General features: G+C 37.4%; 11 protein-coding genes. 6 read left to right on the plus strand and 5 right to left on the minus strand.

Annotated features, from left to right (window positions below):
- The 3 genes from AACZ30_RS10370 to lon form a co-directional block, all read right to left on the minus strand.
- Positions 1-1,229 (minus strand): S1 RNA-binding domain-containing protein (locus AACZ30_RS10370; RefSeq protein ID WP_339649210.1); only part of this gene is annotated, 1,229 nt, incomplete at its 3' end.
- Positions 1,230-1,407: 178 nt separating this feature from the next.
- Positions 1,408-2,100 (minus strand): (d)CMP kinase, encoded by a 693-nt coding sequence (gene cmk, locus AACZ30_RS10375; protein WP_339649212.1) that lies wholly within the window; start codon positions 2,098-2,100, stop codon positions 1,408-1,410.
- Between the two features lie 218 nt (positions 2,101-2,318).
- Positions 2,319-4,769, minus strand: coding sequence for an endopeptidase La (lon, locus tag AACZ30_RS10380; RefSeq protein WP_339649213.1), 2,451 nt, complete (start codon positions 4,767-4,769; stop codon positions 2,319-2,321).
- Positions 4,770-4,983: 214 nt separating this feature from the next.
- Here lon and AACZ30_RS10385 point away from each other — a divergent pair, with 214 nt between their 5' ends.
- From AACZ30_RS10385 to AACZ30_RS10400, 4 genes are read left to right on the plus strand one after another with little or no spacing between them, the layout of a single operon-like run.
- A complete protein-coding gene (locus AACZ30_RS10385; protein ID WP_339649215.1) occupies positions 4,984-5,547 on the plus strand; it encodes an RNA polymerase sigma factor in 564 nt (187 codons plus the stop codon).
- The gene (locus tag AACZ30_RS10390) at positions 5,534-6,100 is read left to right on the plus strand and encodes a DUF4179 domain-containing protein (protein WP_208225913.1); all 567 of its coding nucleotides are present in this window, start codon (positions 5,534-5,536) and stop codon (positions 6,098-6,100) included. The genes AACZ30_RS10385 and AACZ30_RS10390 overlap by 14 nt, the downstream gene beginning before the upstream one ends.
- Complete coding sequence (locus tag AACZ30_RS10395; RefSeq protein WP_339649219.1) at positions 6,084-7,169, plus strand: hypothetical protein; 1,086 nt, start codon at positions 6,084-6,086, stop codon at positions 7,167-7,169. Before AACZ30_RS10390 ends, AACZ30_RS10395 begins: the two co-directional genes overlap by 17 nt.
- A gap of 39 nt (positions 7,170-7,208) precedes the next feature.
- A complete protein-coding gene (locus AACZ30_RS10400; RefSeq protein WP_339649220.1) occupies positions 7,209-7,943 on the plus strand; it encodes a head GIN domain-containing protein in 735 nt (244 codons plus the stop codon).
- Between the two features lie 34 nt (positions 7,944-7,977).
- Here AACZ30_RS10400 and AACZ30_RS10405 read toward each other — a convergent pair whose 3' ends face one another.
- Together AACZ30_RS10405 and AACZ30_RS10410 are read right to left on the minus strand one after the other, a co-directional pair.
- On the minus strand, positions 7,978-9,315 hold the full coding sequence (locus AACZ30_RS10405; RefSeq protein ID WP_339649222.1) for an MFS transporter: 1,338 nt from the start codon (positions 9,313-9,315) through the stop codon (positions 7,978-7,980).
- Positions 9,316-9,397: 82 nt separating this feature from the next.
- Positions 9,398-10,219, minus strand: coding sequence for a M48 family metallopeptidase (locus tag AACZ30_RS10410; protein ID WP_208225917.1), 822 nt, complete (start codon positions 10,217-10,219; stop codon positions 9,398-9,400).
- A gap of 182 nt (positions 10,220-10,401) precedes the next feature.
- Here AACZ30_RS10410 and AACZ30_RS10415 point away from each other — a divergent pair, with 182 nt between their 5' ends.
- Together AACZ30_RS10415 and msrB are read left to right on the plus strand one after the other, a co-directional pair.
- Complete coding sequence (locus AACZ30_RS10415; protein ID WP_208225918.1) at positions 10,402-11,271, plus strand: alpha/beta hydrolase; 870 nt, start codon at positions 10,402-10,404, stop codon at positions 11,269-11,271.
- A 91-nt stretch (positions 11,272-11,362) separates the two neighbouring features.
- Positions 11,363-11,829: peptide-methionine (R)-S-oxide reductase MsrB (gene msrB, locus AACZ30_RS10420; RefSeq protein ID WP_339649225.1), on the plus strand; the 467-nt coding region annotated here is incomplete at its 3' end.

Below are 11,829 nucleotides of genomic sequence, written 5' to 3' on the forward strand. Positions count from 1 at the left end.
GTCCATGGGTCTGGAGTTAATTGCTTAATTCCAAGAGACATTTTACGGTCTTCACGGTCTAAAGTTAAAATTTGAGCTTCAACCTCATCTCCAACATTTACGAAATCCTGAGCTGAACGCAAGTGCGTGCTCCAGGACATTTCAGAAACGTGGATAAGACCTTCAACACCATCGGCAACTTCAATAAATGCACCGTAATCTGCGATTACAACTACTTTACCTTTTACCTTGTCTCCAACCTTAAGGTTTTCGTCAAGAGCTTCCCATGGGTGTTTGCTTAATTGCTTAAGACCAAGTTGGATTCTTGTTTTAGCTTCATCAAAGTCAAGAATTACCACGTTTAGTTTTTGATCAAGTTCAACGATCTCATTTGGATGGTTGATACGAGACCAGCTAAGGTCGGTAATGTGAACAAGTCCGTCAACTCCTCCAAGATCAACAAATACTCCGTAAGAAGTGATGTTTTTAACAGTACCTTCAAGTACCTGACCTTTTTCAAGCTGACCGATAATTTCTTTCTTCTGTTCTTCGATATCGGCTTCAATAAGCGCTTTGTGAGAAACCACAACGTTTTTGAATTCGTGGTTGATTTTCACAACTTTGAATTCCATTGTTTTTCCAACATAAGCATCGTAATCACGAATAGGCTTCACGTCTATTTGAGAACCTGGCAAGAATGCCTCAATTCCAAATACATCTACGATCATACCACCTTTAGTTCTGCATTTCACAAAACCGTTTACGATAAGACTTTCGTCGTGAGCTTTGTTCACACGATCCCAGGCCTGAATTACACGAGCTTTACGGTGAGAAAGGATTAATTGTCCTGTTGAATCTTCACGAACATCAATCAAAACCTCAACGTCGTCTCCAACTTTAAGATCTGGATTGTAACGAAATTCGTTAAGGGAAATAACGCCTTCACTTTTTGCGTTAATGTCTATAATTGCATCACGATCTGTAATATTAATTACTTTTCCTTTTACAACTTCGTCATTTAAAGTGTCTACGAAATTTTCTGCAACTAATTTCTCAAATTCTTCTAACTTCTCATCATCAATAGGGTCAATTCCCTCTTCATAATTGTGCCAGTTAAATTCTTCAAGAAATTTCTCAGGGTTTTCCTGCTGCTCGGTAGGAGCGGGTTGCGATGAAGTAGCCATTCCAGCTACCGGTTGAACTTCAAGATTTTCGTCCTGAACGTCCTGGTTTTTTTTGTCTTCAGCCATTGCTGATAAAAAATTTGTATCCTGTATTCTTCGGAAAAATTAAGCAAATAAAACACAGAAGTAATTATGGTTTTGATTTCCAACCCCTTTTGATTTTCCGATTCTTCGCCAAAAAGGGCTGCAAAAATACAACTTATTTTTCTTTTCACAAACCCTAATTAGTTTAAAAACAGAATGCTTATTCTTCAATTTTTTCTTTGGCCAGTTTCAATACTTTTTCAAACTGTTCCTCCAAATTCATATCTGAATTATCGATCTCTATAGCATCTTCAGCTTTTACTAAAGGAGAGTCTTCGCGGGTGGTATCCAGGTAATCCCTTTCTTTAACATTAGCCAGCACATCTTCGTATTTAACCTCATCCCCACGCCCCTTTAATTCGTCATATCTGCGCTCTGCACGTTTTTCGGTTGAAGCGGTCATGAATAGCTTCAAATCGGCGCCAGGAAAAACAACAGTTCCAATATCACGGCCATCCATCACTACCGCTTTATTTTTGCCAATTTCCTGCTGAATTTTAACCAACATCTTCCTAACATCTGGCACAGCTGCCACTTTACTCACCTGTTGGGAAACTTCCATCAACCTGATTTCCTTTTCAACATTCTCATTATTTAAATGAACTTCCCCATAACCCACTTCTTTATTAAAAACAAAGCTGATATTAATAAAAGGTAATTGCCTTAAAATGGCTTCTTCGTCAAAATTGGTATCGGTGACAATCATTTTACGCATTAAGTATAAGGTCACCGCGCGATACATAGCGCCGGTATCTACATATACATACCCGAGTTCTGCCGCAAGTTGCTTCGCTACGGTACTTTTTCCTGTTGAAGAATAACCGTCTATGGCAATTGTTATTTTCTTACTCATAATTTAATTTCAATATGGAAGGCAAAATTAGGCAAAGCGATAGTTTTCTGAAACTTTAAGTATTAGAATTAAAAAAGCTGTCTAAAAAACCCCCTTTATTTTAGACGTCATTCTAGACTTGATGCAATTCCTAACTTGAAAACAGTTGCATCGTGTTAGATTCTGAAATAAATTCAGAATGACGTTTTAAAAATAAGGCTCTTTAGACAGCTTAAGTATTAAAGGGTCTTGGCGTTTTTCACCTTTTCATCGGTAATCGCAAGATCTATAACTTCGCTCATTTCATTTACATAATGAAAAGTAAGTCCTTTTAAATAATCTTCTTTAATCTCTTTTATATCGCGTTCGTTTTCCTTACAAAGAATAATCTCTTTAATACGAGCACGTTTGGCAGCAAGGATTTTTTCCTTGATCCCTCCAACCGGAAGTACTTTTCCTCTTAGGGTAATTTCTCCAGTCATCGCAATACTTTTCTTCACTTTCCGTTGCGTAAACAGGGAAACCAGAGAAGTTAGCATCGTTATCCCGGCACTTGGCCCATCTTTTGGCGTAGCACCTTCAGGAACATGAATATGAACATTGTATTTTTCAAATATAGAAGGATCTAAACCAAGTTCTTCGGCATTAGACTTCATATACTCCATCGCAATGGTAGCCGATTCTTTCATCACTTTCCCAAGGTTTCCGGTAATATTTAGATTACCCTTTCCTTTAGAAAGAATAGATTCAATAAATAAGATATCACCACCAACTTGTGTCCAGGCCAATCCTGTTACAACACCTGCCACTTCATTGTTCTCATATTTATCGCGTTCCAATCTTGGACTACCAAGAACTTCTATAACATCTTCGTTGGTAACTTTCACATTGTACTCCTCCTCCATCGCAATATTCTTGGCTGCGTGACGAACCATTTTAGCGATTTGTTTTTCCAATCCACGAACTCCGGATTCCCTTGTATAACCTTCCACAATTTTTTCTAATTGCGGTTTAGCAATTTTTATATGCTCTTTGGTTAATCCATGTTCTTTTAATTGCTTCGGAAGCAAATGTTGCTTGGCGATTTCTACCTTTTCCTCAATGGTATAACCGGTAACATTTATGATTTCCATACGGTCTCTAAGTGCCGGTTGAATGGTACTTAAAGTATTTGCGGTGGCCACAAACATTACTTTAGAAAGGTCAAAGCCCATTTCCAGGAAGTTATCGTGGAATTCACTGTTTTGCTCAGGATCCAGCACTTCCAATAATGCTGAAGAAGGATCACCGGCGTGTCCCATACTCAATTTATCAATTTCATCTAAAACAAAAACCGGGTTACTGGTTCCTGCTTTTTTAAGCGACTGGATTATTCTACCGGGCATTGCACCGATATAAGTTTTTCTGTGCCCACGTATTTCTGCTTCATCACGTAATCCACCAAGAGAAACTCTCACGTATTCTCTACCCAATGCCTCGGCCATAGATTTACCCAGTGAAGTTTTACCAACCCCCGGAGGTCCGTAAAGACAAAGTATTGGAGACTTCATATCGTTACGAAGTTTCAATACCGCCAGATATTCTATAATTCGGCGTTTTACATCGTCTAAACCATAGTGGTCACGATCTAAAATTTTCTTCGCTCTTTTTAAATCGAATTTATCCTTACTAAATTCATTCCACGGAAGATCCAGGAACAAATCCAGGTAATTTCGCTGAATGGAATATTCTGCAACCTGCGGATTCATCCGCTGCATTTTAGAAATTTCCTTATCAAAATGTTTTTGAACCTTTTCGCCCCATTTTTTCTTTTTGGCGCGGATTTTCATTTCTTCAATTTCATCTTCATGAGAAACGCCTCCCAATTCTTCCTGGATGGTTTTCATTTGCTGATGAAGAAAATATTCACGCTGCTGCTGGCTCATATCGCTCTGCACCTTACTCTGAATATCGTTCTTAAGTTCCAATTTCTGAAACTCCATATTCATATGGCGCAAAGTAGCCAGGGCGCGATCTTTAAGATCGTTTGTTTCCAATAATTTTTGCTTGTCTTCTACCGCAAGATTCATATTGGAAGAAACAAAATTGATTAAGAATGAAGAGCTTTCTATATTCTTAATAGCAAAAGAAGCTTCACTTGGAATATTTGGACTTCCTTTTATAATTTGAAGTGCCAATTCTTTAATAGAATCTATAATCGCGGGAAATTCTTTGTTATCCAATTCTGGTCTTGCTTCAGGAACTTCCTTGATTTTTGCAGTTAGGTAAGGTTCCTCCTTTACAATTTCATCAATTTCAAAACGCTTTTTACCCTGGATAATTACCGTAGTATTTCCATCGGGCATTTTTAAAACACGCAGAATACGTGCAACAACACCGGTATTGTAAATATCCTTAGCAGAAGGATTTTCAACTTCTTCATCTTTTTGAGCAACAACCCCAATAATTTTAGAATCGTTGTTTGCTTCATTAATCAATTTAATAGAAGTATCCCTTCCCGCAGTAATTGGAATTACAACCCCGGGAAACAACACTGTATTTCTTAACGGTAGTATTGGTAAAGTATCGGGCAATTCTTCCCTGTTTATTTCTTCCTCATCCTCTGGCGTCATTAAGGGAATTAAATCTGCATCCTGATCTATATCTTGCAATGACAAACTGTCAAAACTCGTCAATTTCGTTTTAGCCATAATTTATTTTAAGTCAAACTGTCACTAACAGCTTGTGGTTCTTAATCTTTTCTTTTTCTGCAAAGCCTTATGCTCAGTAAACTAAGCGACTTTTCGTGCAATTTCTACTAGAAGTAGTCAATTCCTGTGCCACCATCTTTTCCAGATTTTTTTCTGAAAAGTGTAACAAATCAAATTCAAAGCTATCTTTAGTATAGAAACAAGATAGTTTTAATTGACACCAACCATCACACATATCAATGATCTTGTTGCACGTTGCCGGAAAAATGACCAGCGTGCACAATTGGAAGTTTACGAGCGCTATTATAAGGCCATGTATAATACTTCCCTGCGTATTGTAAACGATACAGCTGAGGCTGAAGACATTATGCAGGAAGCATTTTTAAAAGCTTTTTCCAAAATAGATAGCTTTCAGGGGACTTCAACTTTTGGAGCCTGGTTAAAAAGGATTGTGGTAAACCTAAGTATTAATGCTTTCAATAAAAAGGTAAAATTAAACGAAGTAGCCTATAATGATGAGCTTAAAAACGAAGTAGATGAAGGAGAAGGAATTATCCTGGAAGTAGATTCAAAAAGTAAAAAAGTAGATAAGATTTTAAAAACACTTAATTCACTTAAAGAAAATTACCGCGTTGCTTTAACGCTGCACTTAATTGAAGGTTACGATTACGAAGAGATTGGTGAAATACTAAATTTAAGTTATGCCAATTCCCGAACAACAATCTCAAGAGCTAAAGAAAGCTTAAGAAAAAAATTGCTAAAAGATGAAGAAAGATAAAATAGACGAGCTTTTTAAAGAGCTGGACTTTGACAATAAAGAACCTGCTTCAGGCCATAGAACCAGGTTTCTGGAAAAGCTGGAAGAACAGAATAACCACGCCAAAACTTTGGGTAGCAGGCCGCACAAGAGAAGCCTTTGGGCTCCAATGCTATCGGTGGCTGCAATTCTTGCGATAGCTTTTATGGTTTTTGCCGGTTTTTTTAATGAAAACACCCGCAGAAATTCAGGAGAATTGGCAAGTGTTTCTCCAGAAATGAAAGAAACCCAGCAATTTTATACCCAGCTTATAAAAACAGAACTGGCAACCCTGGAAGCTGAAAACACCCCGGAAACCGAAGCTATTGTAAATGATGCGCTAACACAACTTGAAAAACTGGAAACCGAGTACAAAAAACTGAAAAAAGACTTGCAAAACAGTGGTAAAGATAAACGGGTTATCTACGCGATGATCTCCAATTTTCAGCAAAGAATAGATCTATTAAATGAAGTACTTGAGCAAATAGAAAATATTAAAACCCTAAAAAACCAAAGCGATGAAAACTATATTTAAATTATTAATGGTAACGATGCTGGCTCCGGCTTTAAGCTACTGCCACGGCGATCTCAACGGGAGACACACTAAAGAGAAAAAGGTCACAAAAACTTATAATGTGAATGCTACTGATTTGCTCACTATAGACAACAGCTACGGGAATGTAGATATCTCCACCTGGAATCAGAACAAAGTGGTGATAGAAGTGAATATAAAAACCAATGGAGACGATGAGGAAAAAGTACAAAAGAAATTGGATGAGATTCGAATAGAATTCAATCAATCTTCATCTGGAGTGAGTGCCAAAACCCATTTTACGAGAGAAGACAGATCCTGGTGGAGTTCACTTTTTAATAGTTCTGGCAATGTAAATATGGAAATTAACTACACCGTTAAAGCGCCTGAAAGACACAGCGTAGATATAGAAAATGATTACGGCGGAATTTACATAGACCGGCTCCTGGGGAATGCAAAAATTAGCTGCGATTATGCGAAAATTGATATTGGAGAACTACGCGGAAATTCTAACCAGCTTAATTTTGATTATACCAGAAACAGTCATATCGGTTACGTAAAAAATGCGGAGATAAATGCAGATTATAGCGGGTATGAAATAGAAGAAGCCGAGAGGCTAAATATTAGTGCTGATTATACTGAATCCAGGATAAAAAAAGTAGCCCAGCTCGATTTTAATTGTGATTATGGAAGTATAAATATTGAAAAAGCAAAAAAAATCGTCGGTAATGGAGACTATCTAAGCACTAAAATTGGTCGTGTTTTCGAATCTTTAGACCTTAATCTCGATTATGGTTCTGCAACTATAGAAAAGATCTTAAAAGGAGTTTCTAAAGTAGAAATAAACACCGATTATGCCGGTATAAAACTGGGTTACGATAGAGAACATCCCTTCAATTTTACTGTAAAATCATCTTATGGAAGTGCAAAAGGACTTGAGGAGATGCAAATTAGAAAACGCCACGATGAGAATACCAGCAAGCTTTTTGAAGGATATCATCTTGAAGAAAATTCAGGTAACAGCATTTTTATAAACACTAGTTATGGAAATGTAACTTTCAGTAAACAATAGACAAACTAAAAATAATTCATCAATCATTAAACTTAAATCATGAAAAAACTAATCTTAATTTTATCAGTATTATTTATCGCATCATCCCCAATGCAGGCGCAATGGTGGGGCAGCAGCGAAACCATAAAAGGAAACGGCGAAATGACTTCAGAAAAAAGAAGCACCGGCGATTATAACCAAATTTCCCTGGTAGGCTCTATGGATGTGGAACTGGTTTCTGGCAGTGAAGGCAATTTAACCGTAGAGGCCGAAAGCAACCTGCAGGAATATATCACTACTGAAGTAAACGGAGGTACTTTAAAAATTTCGGTAGAAAAAGGATATAATTTGAAACCTTCCAGAAGTAATGGCATTAAAGTTACTGTTCCTTTTAAAGACTTAGATGCCGTTGAAGTAACAGGATCTGGAGATCTTTGGAATTCTTCAACAATTACAGCGAGAAACTTTAGTACCAAACTTACCGGTTCTGGAGATATAAAATTAGATCTGGCGGTTGAAAATCTGGAAGGTGCGGTATCCGGGTCTGGGGATATCCTTTTAGCAGGAAAAGCCAGGGACTTTAATTGTAAAGTTACCGGATCTGGAGATTTTAAAGCCTATGATCTTAAAGCTGAAAATGTGGAAGCTACAGTAATGGGTTCGGGAGACATTCAAATTTCCGCCAATAAAAAATTGAAAGCTAAAGTAATGGGCTCGGGAGATATTAAATACAAAGGAAACCCTGAAAACCAGGATTTCAAAACTTCAGGTTCGGGTTCAATTTCTTCAAATTAATATTCAGAAGAAATAAATTGAAAAATAAAAATTATTAAATTCTGTCTTTCGAGACGGGATTTTTTATGGGTACCCTTAGCAGCAATATTACCCCGGCGATAAAAAAGATCACTAAAAACAAGATTGAATTTCTAACGCTTCCGGTAATTTGAGCCACGATTCCGTAAAGAAACATTCCTATCACAATTCCTATCTTTTCTGAAACATCATAAAAACTGAAATAACTAGCGGTATCTATAGCATTTTCTGGAAGCATTTTAGAATAAGTAGACCTGGATAAAGACTGAATTCCTCCCATAACCAAACCTACCGAAGCAGCCGCCACATAAAATTGCTGTGGACTCACTATAAAAAAAGCATAACCGCAGATAGCGATCCAGATTAAATTTATAAAAATGAGGATTTTAATATTCCCATATTTTATAGCCAGCCTCGAAGTTAAGGTTGCTCCTATTACTGCCACCAGTTGGATTAATAAGATACTAATAATTAAGCCGGTTGTGGCGTCTTGCTCCCCCCACTCCAATTCTTCTATCCCAAAATAAGTTGCTACCAGCATTATGGTTTGTACAGCCATACTGTAAACAAAGAATGCGGCTAAATATCGCTTTAGTTGAGTATTATGTTTTAGGGTGAGCCATATTCCGCGAAGTTCTCTAAATCCATTGAAAAGCACATTTTTTGTAAATGCAGCTTTTTTATTTCCTTTTGGTAAATAGGCATAAGTGTATTGGCTAAAACCAATCCACCATACCCCGGTTAATACAAAAGACAAACGTGTAGGTAAAGCTTCACTTTCAAAACCAAAAGTTTCATAATTAAGAATCATTAGTAAGCAGACTACCAATAAAATCACACTACCAATATAACCTAAAGAAAATCCTTTCGCGCTAACTTTATCCTGCTGATTTGGAAAAGCAATATCTGGCAAATAGGAATTATAAAAAACCAGGCTTGCCCAAAAACCAATAAGCGCAAGAAAATAACACAATAAGCCAAACCAAAGAAATTCCAGACTAAACCAAAAAAGACCAATGCAGCTAAATGCTCCCAAATAGCAGAAAAACTTTAAGAAATTCTTCTTATTACCTACATAATCGGCAATTCCAGATAAAAACGGACTTAAAATAGACACTACCAGAAAAGCAGTTGCGGTAACGTAACTTATTAAAGAATCGTTGTTAAAACTAATTCCGAAGAAATCTACAGTATCGTCCAGGATACTACCATCTTCATCTTTTACAATGGTTAGTGCTCCATAAAAAATAGGAAAAATAGCTGAAGAAATTACAAGACTGTAAACCGAGTTCGCCCAGTCATAAAAAGCCCAGGCATGTAATAATTTTTTATGCCCTTTGGGGAGTGTATTCATTTATTCAGAATCTTTAAAGAGCCCTAAAATAGAAAAAGCTGCCTTAAAAGACAGCTTTTTCATATAATTTATACATTATGTTTTATTGGAAACTTGTAACACCGTATTTCTTAGCTTCGGCTTCAGCTTCAGGTGCCCACTTTTGCAGGTTGTTTATCCTGGTTTCATTAGCAGGGTGAGTACTTAAAAACTCTGGTGGAGCCTGGCCATCACTTTGTGCAGCCATCCTTCTCCACAAATCGGCAGCCTCGTAAGGATCATATCCAGCTATTGCCATTAAAGTTAAACCAATTCTATCGGCTTCGGTCTCGTGGCTTCGGCTAAAAGGTAACATTACTCCTAACTGTGTTCCCAAACCGTAAGCCTGTGCAAAAATTTGCTGAGTTTCCTGGCTTCTACCGCTAACAGCTACTGAGCCTGCAACTGCTCCTAATTGTTGCAATTGTGCTGCACTCATTCTTTGAGCTCCATGATCGGCAAGGGCGTGGGCAATCTCATGAGCCATAACTACGGCTACCCCGGTTTCGGTTTCAGCTACCGGTAAAATTCCGGTAAAGAAAACTATTTTTCCACCAGGCATTGCAAAGGCATTTACAGCATCATCTTTTACAAGATTATATTCCCATTTAAAATCTTCTAAAAATCCCTGGTACCCATTTGCATTTAGGTATCTCTCAGCGGCAGTTTCAATTTTATTACCTGTTCGCTTAATCATTTGTGACTCGGCAGTGCCAGTTATAACTTCATTTTCAGACAAGAATTGATCGTATTGCTGAAATGAAGCAGGAAATAACTGATCGTTAGAGACAAAATTCAAATTCTTTTCTCCGGTAAATGGATTGGTTTTACATGCTACCACGAGCAGTAAAACAGCAATCACACTAATTGTCTTTTTAAGTTTCATATGTTTTGGTTTAGTTTTGTTAAAATTACAAAAGCCTTGAATGCTTATTAATCGCTTTAAGCATCATTTAACAGTTTTCAAAAATAATACCATAATGAGAATAATCCTGTAGATAGCCGTTTCTTCCGGGTTGGGACATTTAAGAAATATGTAAATTGCGGCTTAATTACCTAAAATTAAAAATGAACAAACAGCAAAAAGACCAAATCCCGGTACAAAGATTACTTGTACCTAATTATATTAGATATACCGGCAACGTACTCTCTAAACTATCACCCTTTGTAGCCAGCAGGTTTGCTGGGCAACTTTTTTTAACTCCATTTAAATATAAGCTGCCAGAGCGTGAAAAAAACATGGATGAACTTTCTAAACAATATCGGGCAGAAATTCCAAAAACCGGGCGTGAAATTGTGGTATATGAATTTGGGGAAAGCAAAAAGAAAATTTTATTGGTGCACGGGTGGAGTGGCCGTGGAACCCAATTAGCCAAAATAGCTGAAACCTTAAAAGCTGAAGGTTTTAGTACCATTAGCTTTGATGCTCCCGCCCACGGTAAAGCTCCCGGCAGGAAAAGTATGATGCTGGATTTTATAGATTCCATTCAGTTTTTAAATGAAAAATATGGTCCATTTGAAGCTGTGATTGGTCATTCACTTGGGGGTATGGCTACGCTTAGAGCTGTAAAAGAAGGGTTGAACACAAAAAAACTGGTAATAATAGGCACCGCCAACAGTATTACCCACATAACCCGTGAATTTGCGCGAAACCTTAAAATGAACCGTAAGGTTGCCGATAAAATGAAAGCTCATTTCGATAAAAAATTTGATATTGATATGGACAGCTATTCAGGAGCAATTTCGGCTAAAGAGGTAAATGTACCTACTCTTGTTGTTCACGATGAGGATGATGTAGATGTAGAAATATCTTCGGCTTACGATATTCACAAGGCATTAGAAAACAGCGAACTTTTTATAACAAAAGGTTTAGGACACCGTCGTATATTGGGCGACTCTAAAGTAATTAACAAAATCACAACGTTCATCGCGGTATAATCTTTGTACTTTTAAAAGAAAAAACCCATCCAGGGTTTTTAGAAATGGCTATTCCCTTAAAATATAAGTAGCTATTTAAATTAAAAAAGCAATGAAAAAGATAATACCAATTTTACTCGCCGTCTTTGTGATGAGCTGCCAGGGTAATGCCCAAAAAGAACAGGAGAAAAATCAAAAAGCACAGGAAGAGTTTGAAGTTTCCAAAACTGATAAAGAATGGAAAGCAGAACTAACCGATGCAGAATATAGGGTTTTACGGAAAGCATCTACAGAGCCAGCATTCTCCAGTCCTTTAAATGATATAAAAGAAGCCGGAACTTTTGTTTGCGCTGCCTGCGGAAACGAACTTTACAAAACCGAACATAAATTTATGAGCGGTACGGGCTGGCCAAGTTTTGATCGCCCCATTGAAGGCGGAGTTGCTTATGGAACCGATTCTAAATTAGGCTACCAAAGAAACGAAGTACACTGCGCCCGTTGTGGTGGGCATTTAGGCCATGTTTTTGAGGATGGACCAAAAGAAACCACTGGTAAAAGACATTGCATAAACGGGATTGC

The sequence above is a fragment of the uncultured Salegentibacter sp. genome, assembly GCF_963972535.1.
Taxonomy (GTDB): domain Bacteria; phylum Bacteroidota; class Bacteroidia; order Flavobacteriales; family Flavobacteriaceae; genus Salegentibacter.

Bases quoted from the DNA above. Each gene is read 5' to 3' on its own strand.
- cmk (WP_339649212.1), bottom strand. From the start codon at position 2,100: ATGAGTAAGAAAATAACAATTGCCATAGACGGTTATTCTTCAACAGGA.
- lon (WP_339649213.1), bottom strand. From the start codon at position 4,769: ATGGCTAAAACGAAATTGACGAGTTTTGACAGTTTGTCATTGCAAGAT.
- AACZ30_RS10390 (WP_208225913.1), top strand. From the start codon at position 5,534: ATGAAGAAAGATAAAATAGACGAGCTTTTTAAAGAGCTGGACTTTGAC.
- AACZ30_RS10395 (WP_339649219.1), top strand. From the start codon at position 6,084: ATGAAAACTATATTTAAATTATTAATGGTAACGATGCTGGCTCCGGCT.
- AACZ30_RS10400 (WP_339649220.1), top strand. From the start codon at position 7,209: ATGAAAAAACTAATCTTAATTTTATCAGTATTATTTATCGCATCATCC.
- AACZ30_RS10405 (WP_339649222.1), bottom strand. From the start codon at position 9,315: ATGAATACACTCCCCAAAGGGCATAAAAAATTATTACATGCCTGGGCT.
- AACZ30_RS10410 (WP_208225917.1), bottom strand. From the start codon at position 10,219: ATGAAACTTAAAAAGACAATTAGTGTGATTGCTGTTTTACTGCTCGTG.
- AACZ30_RS10415 (WP_208225918.1), top strand. From the start codon at position 10,402: ATGAACAAACAGCAAAAAGACCAAATCCCGGTACAAAGATTACTTGTA.